Annotated in this window: 14 protein-coding genes; 6 read left to right on the forward strand and 8 right to left on the reverse strand. The window is 69.3% G+C overall.

Going from position 1 to position 17424, the window contains the following annotated elements:
- Positions 1-40: 40 nt before the first annotated feature.
- Positions 41-1354, forward strand: coding sequence for a GntP family permease (locus BLP83_RS12170; protein ID WP_091243123.1), 1314 nt, complete (start codon positions 41-43; stop codon positions 1352-1354).
- A gap of 106 nt (positions 1355-1460) precedes the next feature.
- On the opposite strand, the gene BLP83_RS12175 is transcribed toward BLP83_RS12170, so the two are convergent.
- The 8 genes from BLP83_RS12175 to BLP83_RS12210 all read right to left on the reverse strand — a co-directional run bounded on the left by BLP83_RS12175 (position 1461) and on the right by BLP83_RS12210 (position 14231).
- The gene (locus tag BLP83_RS12175) at positions 1461-2915 is read right to left on the reverse strand and encodes a S8 family serine peptidase (RefSeq protein ID WP_091243125.1); all 1455 of its coding nucleotides are present in this window, start codon (positions 2913-2915) and stop codon (positions 1461-1463) included.
- Between the two features lie 200 nt (positions 2916-3115).
- The gene (locus BLP83_RS12180; protein ID WP_091243128.1) at positions 3116-4240 is read right to left on the reverse strand and encodes a DUF4397 domain-containing protein; all 1125 of its coding nucleotides are present in this window, start codon (positions 4238-4240) and stop codon (positions 3116-3118) included.
- Positions 4241-4510: 270 nt separating this feature from the next.
- Positions 4511-5836, reverse strand: a complete 1326-nt coding sequence (locus BLP83_RS12185; RefSeq protein ID WP_091243131.1) for a sensor histidine kinase — start codon at positions 5834-5836, stop codon at positions 4511-4513.
- Between the two features lie 327 nt (positions 5837-6163).
- The gene (locus BLP83_RS12190; protein WP_091243133.1) at positions 6164-6889 is read right to left on the reverse strand and encodes a response regulator transcription factor; all 726 of its coding nucleotides are present in this window, start codon (positions 6887-6889) and stop codon (positions 6164-6166) included.
- A 216-nt stretch (positions 6890-7105) separates the two neighbouring features.
- Positions 7106-7822 (reverse strand): CsgG/HfaB family protein, encoded by a 717-nt coding sequence (locus BLP83_RS12195; RefSeq protein WP_245680034.1) that lies wholly within the window; start codon positions 7820-7822, stop codon positions 7106-7108.
- Between the two features lie 161 nt (positions 7823-7983).
- Positions 7984-8817, reverse strand: a complete 834-nt coding sequence (locus BLP83_RS12200; protein WP_091243139.1) for an amidohydrolase — start codon at positions 8815-8817, stop codon at positions 7984-7986.
- Between the two features lie 4 nt (positions 8818-8821).
- Positions 8822-9970, reverse strand: a complete 1149-nt coding sequence (locus BLP83_RS12205) for a pyridoxal phosphate-dependent aminotransferase (RefSeq protein ID WP_091243317.1) — start codon at positions 9968-9970, stop codon at positions 8822-8824.
- 160 nt (positions 9971-10130) lie between these two features.
- Positions 10131-14231: a S8 family serine peptidase gene (locus BLP83_RS12210; protein WP_091243141.1), complete on the reverse strand. Its 4101-nt coding sequence runs from the start codon at positions 14229-14231 to the stop codon at positions 10131-10133.
- Positions 14232-14547: 316 nt separating this feature from the next.
- On the opposite strand from BLP83_RS12210, the gene ccmA reads away from it, so the two are divergent.
- From ccmA to BLP83_RS12235, 5 genes are read left to right on the forward strand one after another with little or no spacing between them, the layout of a single operon-like run.
- The gene (ccmA, locus tag BLP83_RS12215; RefSeq protein ID WP_091243318.1) at positions 14548-15240 is read left to right on the forward strand and encodes a heme ABC exporter ATP-binding protein CcmA; all 693 of its coding nucleotides are present in this window, start codon (positions 14548-14550) and stop codon (positions 15238-15240) included.
- Complete coding sequence (gene ccmB, locus BLP83_RS12220) at positions 15233-15916, forward strand: heme exporter protein CcmB (protein WP_091243143.1); 684 nt, start codon at positions 15233-15235, stop codon at positions 15914-15916. Before ccmA ends, ccmB begins: the two co-directional genes overlap by 8 nt.
- Positions 15913-16662: a heme ABC transporter permease gene (locus tag BLP83_RS12225; protein WP_091243145.1), complete on the forward strand. Its 750-nt coding sequence runs from the start codon at positions 15913-15915 to the stop codon at positions 16660-16662. Before ccmB ends, BLP83_RS12225 begins: the two co-directional genes overlap by 4 nt.
- The gene (gene ccmD, locus BLP83_RS12230; RefSeq protein ID WP_091243148.1) at positions 16659-16850 is read left to right on the forward strand and encodes a heme exporter protein CcmD; all 192 of its coding nucleotides are present in this window, start codon (positions 16659-16661) and stop codon (positions 16848-16850) included. Before BLP83_RS12225 ends, ccmD begins: the two co-directional genes overlap by 4 nt.
- A 10-nt stretch (positions 16851-16860) precedes the next feature.
- Complete coding sequence (locus BLP83_RS12235) at positions 16861-17412, forward strand: cytochrome c maturation protein CcmE (RefSeq protein ID WP_091243151.1); 552 nt, start codon at positions 16861-16863, stop codon at positions 17410-17412.
- Positions 17413-17424 lie beyond the last annotated feature (12 nt).

Genomic DNA, 17424 nt, shown 5'->3' on the forward strand with positions numbered 1-17424 from the left:
ACTCGCCGCCGTCGACTGCATTCCTTCGCGTGCCCTGCCCATGCTCAGCCTGATCGGGCTCATCACCGCCCTGCTGCTCCTGATGCTGCTGACCATTCGCGGCATGAACCTGTTCGTCGCCACGCCGCTCTGCGCGCTGCTGGTCGCGATCACGTCGGACATCGCGCTGCTGCCGCCGCTGGCCGGCGAAGGTCAGGCCAATGTGGTGACCGCCTACATGGGTGGCTTCACCAGCTTCATCGCCAGCTGGTTCTTCATGTTCCTGCTGGGCTCGATCTTCGGAAAGCTCATGGAGGACACCGGTGCGGCCGACAGCGTGGCGCGCTGGATCGTCACCGGCATCGGCGCGCAGCGCGCGGCGCTGGCGGTGGTGGTGGCCTGCGCAATCCTGACCTACGGCGGCGTCAGCCTGTTCGTGGTGGCGTTTTCGGTGTACCCGACCGCGCTCGCCCTGTTCCGCGAGGCCGACCTGCCGCGGCGCTTCATCCCGGCGGCGCTGGCCTTCGGCTCGGTGACCTTCACCATGACTTCGGCGGGTTCGCCCGAGATCCAGAACTGGATTCCCATCCAGTACCTCGGCACCACGCCCTGGGCCGCCTGGCAGGCCAGCCTGATCACTGCGGTGTTCATGGCGCTCACCGGCTATGCCTGGCTGGTGTGGATGCTGAAGCGCGCCAAGCGGCGCGGCGAGCACTTCGAAGCCCGCGACAACGATCCGCAGCCGCGGGACATCACCCTGCCCCCGGTGTGGCGGGCGCTGGTGGGCCCGGCACTGGTGCTGGTGGTCAGCTTCGTCTTCCACGACAGCCTGCAGACCTCGGCTCTGATCCTTGCCCTGCTGGCCGGCTGCGTCGGCGTCTATGCACTCTGCTTCCGCTCGCGTCGGGATCCGGGCAAGGCGATTGCCGAAGGCAGCACGGGCGCGCTGATCGCGATCGGCAACACCGCCGCCGTGGTGGGTTTCGGCGCGGTCGCCAAGGTGGCGCCGGCCTTCATGCTGGTGGTCGACTGGGTGACCCACCTGCCCGGCGGCGGCCTGGTCAGCGCCGCCGTGGCGGTGAGCCTGGTCGCTGCGATCACCGGTTCGGCTTCGGGCGGCCAGGTCATCGCCCTGCCCATCCTCGCGCCGATCTTCCTCGGCCAAGGCGTGAATCCGGACCAGCTGCACCGCTCGGTCGCCATCTCTTCGGGCGTGCTCGACTCGCTGCCGCACAACGGCTATGTGGTCACCACGATCCGCGCGATCTGCGGTGAAACCCATCGCGCCGCCTACGGCCCGATGGCGGCGCTGACCGTGCTCGTACCGGGCCTGGGCCTCGCCCTGTGTCTGCTGCTGTTCGCGCTGGGACTCTGAGACTGCGGTGCTTGCCTGCGTCCCTTGCCGAATCAACGGACACCTTGCGCCTGGCGCAGAGCGGGGCCAACAGAATCAGCCGCCCTGATCGCAAGCCAGCGACGGGCTAGCGGGTTGGCTGGGCCTCGAATCCATCCGCGAACATCGGACCGGAAGATTCGGCGGCCAGCTGGATCGCCAGCAGCGCGTCGATGCGTCCATGACCCGCGACCGGATTCGGATACGTGGTCGGTGCCACTCCGCCACAGGTCTGGCTGAGGCTCATCGGCACCACCGCGCGCGTCAGAAGCGCCTCCAGCGCCTCGGGGTTGCGCCGGTACTGCGGATAGGCCGACATCACCAGGGCAGCAACGCCCGCCACATGCGGTGCCGCCATGCTGGTGCCGGTCATGCTGCCGTAGCCGCCACTGTTCAGGGCCGAACGGATCGTGGTGCCCGGGGCGCTCAGGTCGGGCTTCATGCGTCCGCTGCCGTCGATCGTGACCGGGCCGCGTGAGCTGCTGCTGTTGATGGTGCCGTCGAGACGGCTGTTGCCGACGGTGAGCGAGCCCGCGAAGTAGGCTGGCGGATCGGTGATCGAACCGCAGGCGGATCCGGAATTGCCTGCCGCCGCAACGAACAGGATGCCGGCGGCACGCAGATTGTTGACCGCCGCTTCCAGCAGCGCGCTCTGCTGCGTGGTGCAGCCTTCGCTCGGCGGGCAGCCCCAAGAGTTGTTGATGACGTGCGGGGCGAGCAGCGGCTGCGGGTTCTGGCCGGCGGCATCGGTCGGCGCCAGGAACCAGTCCATGCATTCGAGGTAGGTCGCCGGCGAGCCGTCGCCCGCATTCATGTTGCGGCAGGCGATCCACTTCGCCTGTGGGGCGATGCCGATCTGGTTGCTGCCGGCGAGGCCCACCATGGTGCCGACCGTGTGGCTGCCGTGCGAGTGGTCATCACAGGGCACAGGGCTGTCGGCACCGCAGCTGCTGCCGGTGGCATGCACGGCATCGTGCCAGTGATAGGCATGGCTGACCGTGCCGCCGCTGTTGCCGCGGTACTGCTGGATCAGGGCCTCGTGGTCCCAGCGCACGCCGGTGTCGGCGCCGGCCACGGTGATGCCCTGCCCTTCGTGGCCCAGGGCCCAGACCTCGGGCACGCGGATCAGGCTGAGGCTGGCTTCCGCCGCCAGGACCGAGGCGCCGGCTTCAATCGCCTTGATGGGCTCGGGAAGCTGCGGCTTGAAACTGCGCTCCGGCACGACCGCGGCGACGCCCGCCTCCGCGGCCAAGGCAGCGCCTGCGCCCGCCGGCAATTCCATCAGGCTGGCATTGACCACCGTGTAGTGGCGCAGCAGGCGTCCGCCTTGGGCCTGGGCCAGCCGCGCCGCGCGCTCGCGCTGCGAAGCCGCCGCGGCGCTGAGCCTGCGCCAGGCTTCCATGGCGCGATTGTCGCCCTGCAGGTCCGCCACCGGCCGCAGATCCGCCTGCGATTCCCAGACGACCAGCACCGGACCGGCCTCGTTTACGGCAGCGTTGGCAGCGCCGGGACCGGCGAGCAGAGCAAGTGCGAGGCTGAGCATGGGGACGTCCGTGGCGAGGCTGCCGGGGCTTCAGGCTAAACCATCGCCGTCCCGATCGCGCCGATGCTCACGCTGACCGTGCGGCGCGCGGCGTGGTGGGAGCCCACGTCGACGCCCGGCGCCCACGCGCTGCACGGGCGCGGGACCGCGTGCAGCGCGAGGCGCCCACACAAGACCTGCAGGCCTTGTGTGGGCTCCGATCAGAACGAACAGACTCCCGAGGGCGTCAGGTTGACCAGCGGGATGCTGCGCGTCGGCTGGCCATCAAGGCGGATTTCGGCCACTGCGGTGCGGCAATCCTCGAAGTCGACACGAACCCGCCCGACCTGGGTGGTCTGCACGGGGTCGGAAGCGAGGAAGCGTCCACCGGTGGTGTTCAGCACGGCCAGCTCGGCGCTGCGATTGTTGAAGCCGCCGCCTGTCGCCGCGGTCGCACCGAGACCCGCGGCCGCACTGTCCAGGGTGAACCAGATCTTGTTGCCGTTGGCATCAAAGGCGTACCAGCTGCCGAGCAGGCGGTTCTCATCGGGCTTGGGCGTGAAAGCGAAGCCCTGGCCATTGAACTCCGGCGTGTACCAGTGGCCGCTGACCGAGGCATCGACCGGCGCTTCGGTGGGCAGCGCCCCCAGCGGCAGAGCGGTGAACCCGAGCGGCTGGTTGACCCCATCGCCGGTGGCCAGCACCGACAGCACCGCGCCTGCAGGCAGATCGACGGGCGCGAGGTCGATCAGGTTGCGGCTGCCATCGGGCGTGGCCACCTTGAGGTCGTAGTTGCCGGCGGGAATCTCGAGATAGCCGCTGGCCGCGAAGAAGGGCACCTCGCTCAGCCCACCCACCACGGCGCCACGGTCCGTGCGGATCGACACGGCGGTGGAGGCCGCATCCGGCCCGAAGGGCGCGGCATGGATGACGCGCAGCTTGAGGTTGCCGGAAGCGGGCGGGCGGTTGTCGTCGACCAGCGGCTGCAGGGCCAAGGGCTGGCCGTTGGCGCCGCCGGTCGCAAGCACGGTGTAGTCGGTGTTGTCGGTGAGGGTGACGCTGGCGCGGATCGCCACCGTGGTGGTGCCGGTCGGTAGCACCTCCAGCGTGTAGGCGCCGGCCGGCAGCGCGATGTAGTTGGTGAACTCGCCGTAGCGCACATTGGTGAGCGCGGTGGTGCCGTTGATGCGCACGTCGACGGCGGTGGCCGCGAGGCTGTCGCTGAAGGGCGCGAAATGACCAACCAGGACGCGGGCATCGGCCAGCGCAAGCGTGGGTGCGAGCATCAGCAGGCTGGTGAAGCCAATCGACAGCAGGGGAGCGCAGGTCTTCTTGATTGTGTTCATGAGGGTCTCCAAAAGGTCACGCCGGAACTGCGGCGCGCCGAACTTGTACCCAGCTGAACGTCAATCCGCTTTGCAGGGAACCTGAAGCGCACCTCAAGACGCGGCCACATCGCGTGCACGCAGCTCAAGAGCCCGTGCGCGCCCCCCTCAAGACGCCGTGCGCGATGGCGGACCAGCGGCCGGCAGCGGGGGGACGAGCGGCACGGCCCCACGTGCGCGGTGCTGCGGGCGCCGCCTGTCGCTCGTTCGCGGAACAGCCAGCGTGTGTGCTCAGGCCGGGCCGAGCGCAGCCGTCGTGCGTGCATCCGACACCGCCGGGAAGCGCACGCGCGCGCAGGTGCCCTTGCCGGCCTCGCTCTCCAGGGTGACCGGCCAGCCGAAGCGGGTCGACAGGCGACGCACGATGGTCAGCCCCACGCCTTGGCCACCTTCCTTGCGCATGCCGCCGCGGAAGAAGGGATCGAAGGCACGCTCCAGCTCCTCAGGCGTCATCCCGCAGCCGGTGTCCTGCACGCAGACATGGTCCGCGTGGATGTGCACCACCACGCTGCCCTGCTCGGTGTAGGCGCAGGCGTTGCGGATGAGGTTCGACAGGATCACCCGCAGCACGCGCGGGCTGCCGTGCAGCGAGAAGGCTGCATGCTCCTCGACCCGCAGGTCGACGGGCTTCTCGCCCAGCAGCGGCCGCACTTTCTCGACCTCGTCCGCCACCACTTCGTTGATGACGAAATCCTCTTCCGGCAGGTCGGCATCTCCCTCTCGGGCGAGGATCAGGAAGGATTCGATCAGGCCCTCCATGTCGCGCGCGGAGCCGAGGATGCGCTTGATCTGGCGCTTGGCGTAGGGCGGCAGCTCGTCTTCGGCGCAGAGCATGTCGCAGGCGATGCGGATGACGGTGAGCGGGCTGCGCAGCTCGTGGCTGGCGTCCCGGGTGAAATCGCGTTCGCGCTGCACGAAGGCGTCGATGCGCGAGGCGAACTCGTGCAGGGCCTGGGCCAGCACCAGCACCTCGCCTTCGACGTCCAGCGGCAGCTGCTCGGGCGAAAGCGCCTCCAGGTTGGGCTTCTTCGGATCCCAGTGCTGGACCACGCCCGCCAGCCAGATCACCGGCGACACCGCGCGGCGCGAGATGCGGTAGGTGGCCCAGGCGATGATGTAGATCACCACCAGCACCAGCACCAGCGGCACCGCGCCGAAGAAGAACGCGAGCGCGTTGACCTGCTCTGCATCGAACACCAGCAGCAGGGTGCCACCCTCGCCCTCCTGCACCAGCACCAGCGAACCGCCGCGCTCGGCCGGCAGGCTGTAGTAGCCGGGAACAAGGCCACGCAGATTCTCGGGCAGCACGTTCTCGCTCTCACCGTGTCGCTGCAGATACCCCTGCATGTTGTAAGTGTCGGGCGGCATTGCAGTGGGGTCGCGGGCGAGGCGCGCGCGGAAATGCGCGGCCTCATCGGTCAGCGCACGCTGGATGAGCACGTCCTTGAGCACGGCTGAGGCACCGTACACGCCGAGCACGGTGGCGCAGCTGATGGCGGCGATCTGGAGGATGAAGGCCGCCCAGATCTTGCGGCGCAGGCCGGTGGAGATGCGCATTGTCTTAGCCGGGATTCGGGAGTGGGGATTCGGGATTCGCTGCCGGCGGCGTCGATGCTGCGGGCTCGGCGAGCATGTCGCACAGCGATGGAGGTGGCCGTGAAGCGACTTGGACTGCTCGCTGCAACGATACCGACTGCACCAGCGATTGGAGCGCTTGCCAACGAAAAGAAAAGCGGGCTCCGCGCATTGCGCGGAGCCCGCGTGTCGGTCGTATGGCCGTTGCGCGAGCGAAACACCGGTCTTGGGATCAGCGCGCTGCAACGCCTCCTGCCACGCGCTGCTTTTGCGAATCCCGAATCCCGAATCTCCAATCCCGGCTCAGAATCACCCCACCCGCTGCGCCGGCTCGGTCTCCAGTTCGGCAAGGCGGTAGCCTGCGCTGTGGATGGTGTGCAGCAGCTGCTTCTCGAAGGGTTTGTCGATCACCTTGCGCAGGTTGTAGAGATGGCTGCGCAAGGTGTCGGAATCGGGCAGCGCATCGCCCCAGATCTCGCGCTCGATGTCGCGACGGCTGACCACGCGCGGCGACTCGCGCATCAGGATGGTGAGCAGCTTGAGGCCGATCGGCGAAAGCTGGAGATCGCGCCCGCCGCGGGTCAGGCGCAGGGTCGCGGTGTCCAGCACCAGGTCACCGACCTTGAGCACCTCGGCGCTGACCTGGCGGCGATCGCGGCGGATCAGCGCGCGCACGCGGGCTTCGAGTTCCTGGATGGCGAAAGGCTTGACCAGGTAATCGTCGCCGCCGGCTTCGAGGCCACGGACCTTGTCGTCGAGCGTGTCGCGCGCGGTCAGCATCAGCACCGGCGTGGACTTCTTCGCCTCCTGGCGCAGGCGGCGGCAGACTTCGAGGCCGTCGATGCGCGGCAGCATCAGGTCGAGCACGATGACGTCGTAGCTGTTCTCGACGGCGAGGCGCAGGCCGTCGGCGCCGTCGCTGGCGTAGTCGACGCCGAAGCCTTTGCGCTCCAGGTACTCACCCACCATTTCCGAGATGTTGCGGTTGTCCTCGATGAGGAGGATCAGCCCTTGGGATTCTTCGCGTGACTTCATGGCCGTGCTCCGGGGGTCGTTTTCACGGACGTGAATTGACCACGGGCCGGGTGAGTCGGGCGTGAACCCTCGTTGACGCCGCAAAGAGGATCCGTGATCCCCCGCGGCATGGCCGCGCCAGCAAGGCCGCCCCTGCGCAGAACCACATCCGACAGGCGAAAACAACGCGCCCCGGCAAGCCGGGGCGCGTCGATGGACGGTGGGATGGAGCAGCTTTCAGTCAACGCTGAGGGAGCTGCGGGTGCGCTCGCGACGGCGATCGTCGGCGGCATCGAACTCGCGCATGCAGCGATCCTGCTTGACCATCACGCATTCGAGGTAGTCGGTGATCATCACCAGGGCCGCACGGATCGCCTTGCCGGCAGGGGTGTTGTTCTCGTTGGCCAGGGCGCCGCCGAAGCCGCCGCGGTACAGACCGACGCTCATGCCGCCGCTTTTGGCCTCGCCCTCGATGGTGCGGACGAACTCGATCTCGCCGGTCTCGGTATTGACCACCCGCAGGTCGACGGCCACGTAGGCCTTGCTCGACTTCCCACCCAGCGAGACGCCGCGGAAGCTGATGCCACCCCCGGTGCTCGCGGTGTCCTCTTCGTAGCTGGTCACGGTGCCCATGATCAGGTACTTGGCGCCGGTCAGCTGGCCGATGCGGGCGCCCTGGCCGGGGGCCATGCGCCCGGACGCAGCAAGGTTCTGCTCCTGCAGCACCGATTCGAGGCGCGAGCGCTCGACCACGCTGAACGCGCGCGTGGCGACCAGTTCGTTCGACAGCATGCCCGACAGTTCCCAACCCACGCCGCCGCGCCACCAACCGGCACCCGACTCGTTCTTGAACTCGTCGACCGCCACCGTGATGCGTTCGCCACGCTGGGCGCTCGCCGGCGGTATGCCAACCAGCGCCGCCACTGCCAGAACGCAGGCCATCATCGACTTCATCATTGCGACTCCTCCCTGTTGAACCCTGGGCAGCGCCCGGTCGCGGACGTCACCCCCGAAAACCCCGCGTGAAAGCCTACGCCTTCGCCGCGGACTCAGACAGCACTAACGTGGCAGGGCGAGGAAATGCGCCATCCCACGGCCACCGGCGGCGGCCCCGTTCAGGAAGGGTCGCGATTCCAGAGGATCTGGAAGCGGTCGGCGTCGAGCTGAGCCGGGAAGCGTTGGCGATGGGCACGCAGGCCCTCGGCGTCGAGGCGGGTGGTCACCACCTGCGGCAGGGCGCCGAGCTCGACCAGGGGCTGACCCAGGGCATCGAGCGCGACGCTGTCTCCCGCATAGGCAATCGCGTTGCCATCGACGCCCACGCGATTCACACCGACCACGCAGGCCAGATTCTCGATGGCGCGCGCGCGCAGCAGGGTCTGCCAGGCGTAGCGGCGGGCGGCCGGCCAGTTGGCGACCCACAGGATCAGGTCGTAGTCGAAGCGCTGCGCGGCCTCGTCGAAAACGTTGCGGGCGAACACCGGGAAACGCAGGTCGTAGCAGACCTGCAGGCAGATTCGCCAGCCGCACCACTCCACCACCCGCTTCGGCCCGCCGGCGGCATAGCGCTCGTGCTCGCCGGCCATGCGGAACAGGTGGCGCTTGTCATAGTGGGCAAGAGCGCCATCGGGCGTGGCGAACAGCAGACGGTTGAACACGTGGTCGCCTGCGCGGATCACCATCGAGCCGGTGATCGCGGCACCGACCTCGACGGCGAGCCCGCGCAGCCAGGCCACGCTGGGGCCGTCCATGGTTTCGGCCTCGCCGATGGCCTCGTTGGAGAAGCCCGAGGTGAAGGTCTCGGGCAGCACGACGAGATCTGTCTGGCCGGCCAGCGGCCGCACCAGCTCGCCGTAGAGGGCGCGGTTGGCGGCGGCGTCGTGCCAGACGGTGGCGGCCTGCACCAGCGAAACGCGCAGGTCGCGGCTCGGAGCGGTGGGAGCATTCATGGGCTCAGACCTTCGCCAGACGCTCGACCGCTGCGGCCATGGTGGCCTCGGTCTTGGCGAAGCACAGTCGGATCACCCGCTGGTGGGCGGGCGCCTCGGCGTAGAACGGCGACAGCGGAATCGCGGTGACGCCCTTCTCGACGGTGAGCCAGCGACAGAACTCGAGGTCGTCCATGTCCGAGATCGCCGAGTAGTCGACCAGTTGGAAGTAACCGCCGGGCACCGGCAGGCACTCGAAGCGGGTGGCAGCAAGCTGGGCACGGAAGGCGTCGCGCTTGCGCTGGTAGAAGTCCGGAAGCTCCAGATGATGCTCGGGATGCTGTTCCAGCATCTCAGCCAATGCCCACTGCGCCGGCGCGAAGCTGCAGAAGGTCAGGTACTGGTGGACCTTGCGGAACTCGGCGGTCAGTGCCGCCGGTGCCACGGCATAACCCAGCTTCCAACCGGTGCAGTGGTAGGTCTTGCCGAAGCTCGACACCACGAAGCTGCGCGCGGCGAGCTCGGGGTGGCGCAGCACGCTCATGTGCGGAGCGCCGTCGAACACGATGTGCTCGTAGACCTCGTCGGAGAGCACGAAGATGCCGGTGTCGCGAACGATGTCGGCGAGCGCATCAAGATCGGCCTGGGCGAACACCGCGCCCGAGGGGTTGTGCGGCGAGTTGACGAGGATCATCCGCGTCTTCGGCGTCACCGCTTCGCGCACGCGCTGCCAGTCGACGCTGAAGTCGCCTGGTTTCAGCGGAATGTGCACAGCGACGCCGCCGGCGAGATCGACCGCCGGTTCGTAACAGTCGTAGCAGGGGTCGAGCAGGATCACCTCCTCGCCCGGCCGCACCACCGCGTGGATCGCGGCGAAGATCGCCTCGGTGGCACCGCTGGTGACGGTGATCTCGCGCTCGGCGTCGATCTTCGCGCCGTAGAGCGCCAGCGTCTTCGCCGCGATCTGTTCGCGCAGCGGAGCGACGCCATGCATCGGCGCGTACTGGTTGCGGCCAGCGCGCATGGCGCGCACCAGCGCGTCCTGCAGGAAGGCCGGCGTCTCGAAATCGGGAAAACCCTGGCCCAGGTTGACCGCACCGTGCTGGGCGGCCAGCTGCGACATCACGGTGAAGATGGTGGTGCCCACCTTGGGCAGCTTGGTCTCGATCTGCATCGTGCTCTCGCGGGCGGCGTCGAAGGGGCGCGCAAGGGTAGCGGAATCACCCGCGGTCGGAGGCATTGGCGGCGTGACACCCGCGCGCGAAAGCCATTGGCCCGCATCGATCACTCTCCCGCAAGCACGCCTGCCGGAGCGAATCCACGCCTGCTCCGGCTCAGGGAGGGCAACCGAGACTGCTGGATAGACGATTCATCGGATGGCTGCGCACCCAGCTCCCGGACAGCGGCGGCGCGAAGTCGATGGCGGTGTCGAGCCGCACCGGCTGCCCATTGGCATAGACGACCTCAAGGCCGCCCGCCGGCTGCGATTGCAGCGCGCCGTACTCACACAGCGGGCAGTTGCCACGGAACTGCAGCAGCTCGATCGGGCCCGCGCCGAACGGTCGACCCGTGCCCAGCACCCAACGCGGCCAACCCCCCTCGTCGTAGAGGAAGCTGGCCACCGTCTCGGCCTCGGGCGACACCTCGAGGCTGTAACCGAAGCCGGAGTTCGAGAAGTCGTACCAGAGGCCGTTGAGGTCCAGGGCCTGGCCCTGTGCCGCGGCGCAGCGCTGGCTGCCGATCCACTGCAGGGGCTCGCTGCCGAACTGTCCGTCCAGTTCGTAGGCGAACTGCAGGCGCTCATTGGCGATCGGCGCGAGCACCAGCCGGCCGACCTCTACTCCGCGCGACACGCTGCCGTTCCAGGTCATACGCAGGATCGGCGCCGACCATCGCGCGTCCGCGCCCCCGGGCGCCGGCGCCGAGCCGATGTACCAGGTCGGCGTGCCGTCTTCGAGGTAGGTGTACCAGACATAGCCCCAGCTGCTGCCGAACTGGTACAGAAACAGGCCAGACCCGCTGCGCTGCGGGTTGTACCAGGCACCGAAACGTGGCTGTACAAGGCGCGGAGCATCGAGCTCCAGCCTCACCGACACCGTGGCGGACTCGGCCCCGGTGTTGCGGAGGATCGCCCACATGCGGCCGGGCGCGAGCTGGGCGCGGGCGAGCTCTACCCCCACCCCGCTACCGACCACGCCATTGCCCGCGGCCGAGAGGTTCGGCGGGGGCGAGGCGAAAGGCATGCTCGGAGCCCCGTCGCGCGCGACGTCGATACGGACGTCGGAAGCGCCCCGGGTGGACACTTGCATCCGACTCGCCTCGGCCGGCAGGTCGATGAAGAACGCCGTACGCGTCTCGCCGGGCGCCAGGCTTACGCTGAGCTCCTCGCCCTCCAGCAGCGGGCGCGGCGTGGCCAAGGATTCGTCCCGGCGCAGGCTGACCGGAATGCGAGCGAAGGCCTCGGCGCCTGCCCGCGCACGCAGGCTCAGCAGGAAGGCGCGCGGCTCTGCCGCCCGCCAGTCCGGAGCGTTCCATGACAGCCGAAGCGGAATCGCGCTGCCGGCAGGTGCCAGGGCAGGCGCCGTCGCGACGACCTGGCGCCCCGCCGCGGGCTGCGGATCCAGCAGGGCGGCGCGCAGCTCCACCTCGGTCTCGGACTGGCCCGAGCCGGATTCGTTGCGGGCCATGACCCAGACCTTGTTCAGGCTGCCAGTCTGGGCAAGATCCAGCTCACAGCGCGGCGCGCTGCCGCGCGTGTTGCAAAGCTGCTCGACCTCGTCCGGGCGCCCGTTGCCGTTGTAATCGATGCCTGCATACAGGCCCAGCGACGCATCGCCGGCCGCCGAGGCCACGGCACTGAGGCGGAAGCGCCGCGGCGCCGCCGAGGCCGCCGGCAAATCCAGAAGCAGGCTTGCGGCCGCCGACTGCGGGCCGGTGTAGGCGCTGCCGATGGCGGCCGCACCCAGGCGGCGACGTTCGACGCGGACCGGCACCAGGGCCCCCGCTTCGATCTGCAGATCCGCCAAGGCCGCAAGCCCGGACAGGCTGAGCACGCGCAGTCCGGCATCGGCCACCGCGCCCAGATCAAGGCGCTCGGGTAGCTCACCCGGGTCCGCGTAGATCGCCAAAGGCAGGCTGAGTACGCCGGGGGCGTCAAGCCGGGTCAGCTTGACCTCGCCATCCAACCACTGGCCGATATCCGCGCCTTGTCCAAGGTCGATGGCGATGTCCAAGCGCCGGCTGGCGCCGGCCGCCAGCTCAAAGCTTTCCGGCTGCACGCGGGCGATGCCGCCCGGCAGGCGCACGCTGGCCTGCCAGCGGCCACCTCCGGCCACGTCGCGCAGGGTGCGCGACAGGCTGCAACTGCCGCGGCAGCGCTCGTGCAGGAGCCCGGGCAGGTTGAGCTGGCGCGGCTCCCCGCCCAGCGCCGGCCGCGCCTGCCGGAACTCGGTGCCCGAAACCTCGAGCGCCAGCCCCACCCGCGCCGCCGCCGCCACGTCCAGGCCGCCCGCGCCGACGTCGATGCGCCGCGCCGGCGAGACCGCGTCATCGGCGACCAGTCCCGAGCGGGCACTGAGCATGAGGGCCGACTGGATCTGGTCGACCCGCCATTCCGGGCGCAGCGCGCGCAGCAGGGCCGCCGCACCGGCCACATGCGGGGCCGCCATCGAAGTGCCGCTCATCGTACGGAAGCTGCTGCCCGTGGGCGCGGCCGCGAGGATGCTGGTGCCCGGTGCGGCTATCGAGGGCAGCATCACACCGCCGTAGCTGATCGGGCCGCGCCCGCTGCTGGCGGCGAGGCGATCGCCGAGGCTGGGATCCTCGATCAGGCGGGCACCCTCGATGCGCGCGCGCTCGCCGCCGGCGAAAAGCCAGGCCTTGAGCTGCTCGCCGGCGCGGTAGCCGAGATGGGTCGAAGGCAAGGAATGGGCGTCGGCGAACACCGTCTCGCCATCGCCAACGGTATTGAGCAAGATCATGCCGCCGCCGCCGGCGCGGCGGACGTTGTCGCTCTTGGCCAGCCGCGCCTGGGTGCCGCGCAGGCAGACCACGATCTCGCCGTTGAACCGGTTCGGATTGCCTGCCCAAGGATTGCTGCTGCCATCCGGCTGGCTGTTACTGTCCAGCCCCAGCCCCTCGCCGGTGCCGCAGCCGGGGAAATCGGTGGGGAAGACGACCTTGGCTGGCCCGTAGCCCGGGGTCGAACCCGCACCCAGTAGGCTCCCGCCGCCCGGCGCCGGCGCCGTACCGCCGTTGAAATCCAGCAGGCGGCTGCCGATGCTGCGGTCATGGCTGATGTTGGCGACGCTGATCACCCAGGGCGAATTGCCGGGCGAGGTGACGCTGCCGGGCTCAGGGCCTTCGTTGCCGGCTGCCACCACCGGCACGATGCCGGCCTCGCGCGCCGCCAGCAGGGCCAGCGCGTCGCTGCTGGCCCAGGGGTCGCGCGGCGTTCCGCCGATCGAGTAGTTGATGACGTCGACCCCGTCGGCCACCGCGGCATTGATCGCCGCAACCAGCCAGCTGCCCAGGCAATCGGCCTCGACTTCGCAGGCCTTGTACGAGGCGAGGTGGGCATGCGGCGCCACGCCCGACACTTCACGTTCGAGGGCCTGCCCGGCCACGTTCACGGCGGCACGCAGGCGATTGCCCACCGCGGTGCCAGCGACATGCGAGCCGTGGCCGTCTAGATCGAGGCCGTTGTCCGGCTCCTTGCTGCTGGTGCCGGTGGAAAGATCGCGCAGCACCACCAGCTTGCCGTTGCAGGGCGGACTGTTCGCACTGGCACAGAGCGAGGGCGCGACGCTGCGCGCGAAGCTGTGGACATGTCCGTCGATCGGCCCCTGCCCGGCAAAGGAGGGGTGCGCGGCGTTCAGTCCTGTATCGATGACCCCGACCAGCACCCCTGCGCCGCGCGTCGGCGCACCGGCGGCGCCGGACCAGACGGCCGGCGCGCCAACCCAAGCTGGGCCGGCATCAGTCATCGGCTGGCGCACGAAATCCGCTTCAACCCGGCTGACGCCAGGCAGCGCAGACAGGCGCTCGGCCTCGGTCGGTGTCAGCTCCAGCACGACGGCATTCAGCACCAGGTCGATCGAAGCCAGCGGCTTGAGCTCGCGGCCCAACGCGCTGCCGGCGGACTTCTCGAAAGTCGCGCGCTCGTCCGCCAGAAAGCCGCGATAGGCCTTGACCTCCGCGCTCGCGACGTCCAGTCGGGTCTTGCCGGCCGTGCCCGGGTGGGTTGGCGCAAGCGCGCGCTTGCGCGGATCCGCCGCCCCCGCGAACCCCTCGAACAGGGCCGTGGGCGGCGACTGCAGGTGGACGATGTAGCGCTGCGCTGCATCGCCATCGCCCGGATCGGCGACGACGCGGGCCGTTGGCGTCAATGAGAGCGCCAGCAGGCTCGACAGCAGGAGAGGACGAAGGACGGGCATGGACGCGGCATCGTTCAGGGCGAGGGGGCGGGCGGGCGCGTCGGGCGCGGCTTCTGTATCAACCCGGCCAAGGCAGTGTAACTAGCGGATGGAAAAGCGAAAGTGCAGATCTGTAGCGCGAATGTAGTCGATCCGCAGCCCCGCCCCCGAAATCGGAGAGCGGCGCCGATAACGCAATCAAATCAAGCACATCGCCAAGGCGCCACCATCCCGGATCGCAGCCGCGGCGGATCCGTGGGGGCAGCCGCAGCCTGACAACCAGACTTGATCCAGCGCATCGACGCCCCCTGCCACCGCCGGTAGCATGCGCGCCCAGATGAACACCCCCCTCCTGACAGACATCGAGCCCGAGCGCGCGCCGCCGCTGCTCCAGGTTCGCCAGCTGGCCTTTGCCCGCAACGACGACCCGATCTTCGGACCGCTCGATTTCCACGTCGACGCCGGCGAAGCGGTGCTCGTCCACGGCGCCAACGGCCGCGGCAAGACCACCCTGCTGCGCGTGCTGGCCGGCCTGCTGCCGGCGCAGTCCGGCGAGGTCAGCATCGACGGCCTTCCGGCCAGTCGCGAAGCGGTGGCGCGCAGCTGCGCCCTGCTCGGCCATCTGCTCGGCCACAAGGGTGAACTCACCGCCGAGGAGAATCTGCGTTTCGCCCGCGGCCTGTTCGGCCAGCGGCCGGGCATCTCGCCGGTAACCGCGCTGGCCGCGGTCGGCCTCGCCGGCTTCGAGGACAGCCCGGCGCGCCAGCTGTCAGCGGGCCAGAAGAAGCGCCTCGCGCTGGCGCGGCTGCTGCTGGTGCCGGCCCGGCTGTGGCTGCTCGACGAACCCTACGCCAACCTGGACCTTGAAGGCATCGATCTGGTCAATCGCCTCGTCGCCCACCACCTGGGCCGCGGCGGCGCGGCGCTGATCACCAGCCACGGTGCCTACGCCACCGGCGCCGTGCGTACCCGCACCCTCAGCCTCGATCCGCTGCCGGCGAACGATGCCATGGAGACCACGCATGGCTGATTCCTCCGCACTCACCGCCTTCGGCGCAATCATCCGCCGCGACCTGCTGCTGGTCTGGCGTCGCCGCGGCGACGCCCTGAACCCGGTGCTGTTCGCCCTGCTGGTCGCCACCCTGTTCCCGCTGGCGATCGGCCCCGAGAAATCCACCTTGGCCCTGATCGCGCCCGGCGTGGTCTGGGTGGCCCTGCTGCTCTCGGGCCTGCTGTCGCTGGACACCCTGTTCCGCGGCGATCTGGAGGATGGCAGCCTCGAGATGCTGCTGCTGGCCCCGCAGCCGCTGGCGCTGATGCTGTTCGGCAAGGTGCTGGTGCACTGGCTGACCACCTCGGTGCCGCTGCTGATCGCCACCCCGCTGCTGGCCGAGCTGCTGTACCTGCCGCATGAGCTGCTGCCGGTGCTGATGACCTCACTGCTGCTGGGCACGCCGCTGCTCAGTCTGGTCGGCGGCATCATCGTCGCCTTGACTGTCGGCATGCGGCGCTCGGGTATGCTGCTGGCCTTGCTGGCGCTGCCCCTGTACGTGCCCATCCTCATCCTCGGGGCGGGCTGCGTGGCGGCTGCCGCGCAGGGGCTGCCCTACACCGGCGCCCTGCTCCTGCTGGGTGCCGGCCTGGCCCTCCTGACCATTCTCGCGCCGCTGGCCACGGCCACCGCGCTTCGGATCGCGATGACATGAACCCCGTCCTGCTGTGGTTCCACAAGATGGGCTCGCCGCCCAATTTCTATGCCTTCGCCGGGCGCTGCCTGCCCTGGCTGTACGGCATCGCCATCCCGATGATCCTGTGGGGCTGCTGGGCCGGCCTGTATGAAGTGCCGGCCGACTACCAGCAGGGCGACACCTTCCGGATCATCTTCGTGCACGTGCCGGCGGCCTGGATGAGCCTGTTCATCTACGGCGTGATGGCGGTCAATGCCTTCATCGCCCTGGTTTGGCGGATCAAGCTGTCCGAGCAGCTGGCGATGAACTGCGCGCCGATCGGTGCGGCCTTCACGGCGATCACCCTGCTGACCGGCGCGATCTGGGGCAAGCCGATGTGGGGCACCTGGTGGACCTGGGATGCGCGCCTGACTTCCGAGCTGGTCCTGCTCTTCCTCTACCTCGGCGTGATGGGCCTGTACGCCGCCATCGAGGATCGCCGCGCCGCCGCCCGCGCCGCCAGCTTCCTGGCCTTGATCGGCTTCGTGAACGTGCCGATCGTGCATTTCTCGGTGGAGTGGTGGAACACCCTGCACCAGGGCGCGACCATCCGCCTGTTCGGCAAGTCAAGCATGGACCCGAGCATGATCGCGCCGCTGATCGCACTCGCTTTCGGCACCAAGCTTTGGTTCATGGGCTCGCTGCTGGCACGTACCCGCGTTGCCATTGCCGAGGCCGAGCGCAGCAAGGAGTGGGTGCGTCGGGCGCTGGGAGGTGCGGCATGAGCGGCTGGCTGGACATGGGCGAATACAGCGCCTTCGTATGGGCCTGTTTCGCCATCTTCTTCGTCTTCCTGCTCTGGGATCTCGTGCAGCCGGCCTGGCGCTTGCGCCGCCTGCAGCGCGAGATCGCCCTGCGCGCGCGTCGCGAGGCGGCCCGCTCGGCGACCACGACCGAGCATCCGATTCCCTGAGGAGCCCCCCATGAACCCCGTGCGCAAGCGTCGCCTGATTGTCGCCAGTCTGATCCTGGGCGCCGGCCTCGTGGCCGGTAGCCTGGTCGCCCTGGCCCTGCAGGAAAACCTGAACTACCTGCATTCGCCGACTGAAGTCATGGCCGGCAAGGCGCCCGAGTCGGGGGTGTTCCGACTGGGCGGCGTCGTGCTGGAGGAAAGCGTCGAGAGCGGCCGCGTCGAGGCCACCCGCGAGGTCGAATACCGCTTCAAGGTGACCGACCGCGAGGCCGACTTCCCCGTGGTCTACCGCGGCGTGCTGCCCGACCTGTTCCGCGAGGGCCAGAGCGTGATCGCCAAGGGCCGCATCGAGGAGGGCGTGTTCGTCGCCACCCAGGTGCTGGCCAAGCACGACGAGACCTACATGCCCGCCGAGGTCGCCGACAAGATGACCCAGGCGCGGATCGCCCGCGCCGAAAAGCTGAAGCAGGAAGCGGAAGCCCTGCGTGCGGGCGACGATGCCGTGGAAGCCGTCGAAGCCGCGCCCGCAAGCCCGCCCGCCGACGGCAAGAGCGGCTACTGATGCGGCCTGAGC

This window comes from Aquimonas voraii (genome assembly GCF_900101825.1).
Taxonomy (GTDB): Bacteria; Pseudomonadota; Gammaproteobacteria; order Xanthomonadales; family Xanthomonadaceae; genus Aquimonas; species Aquimonas voraii.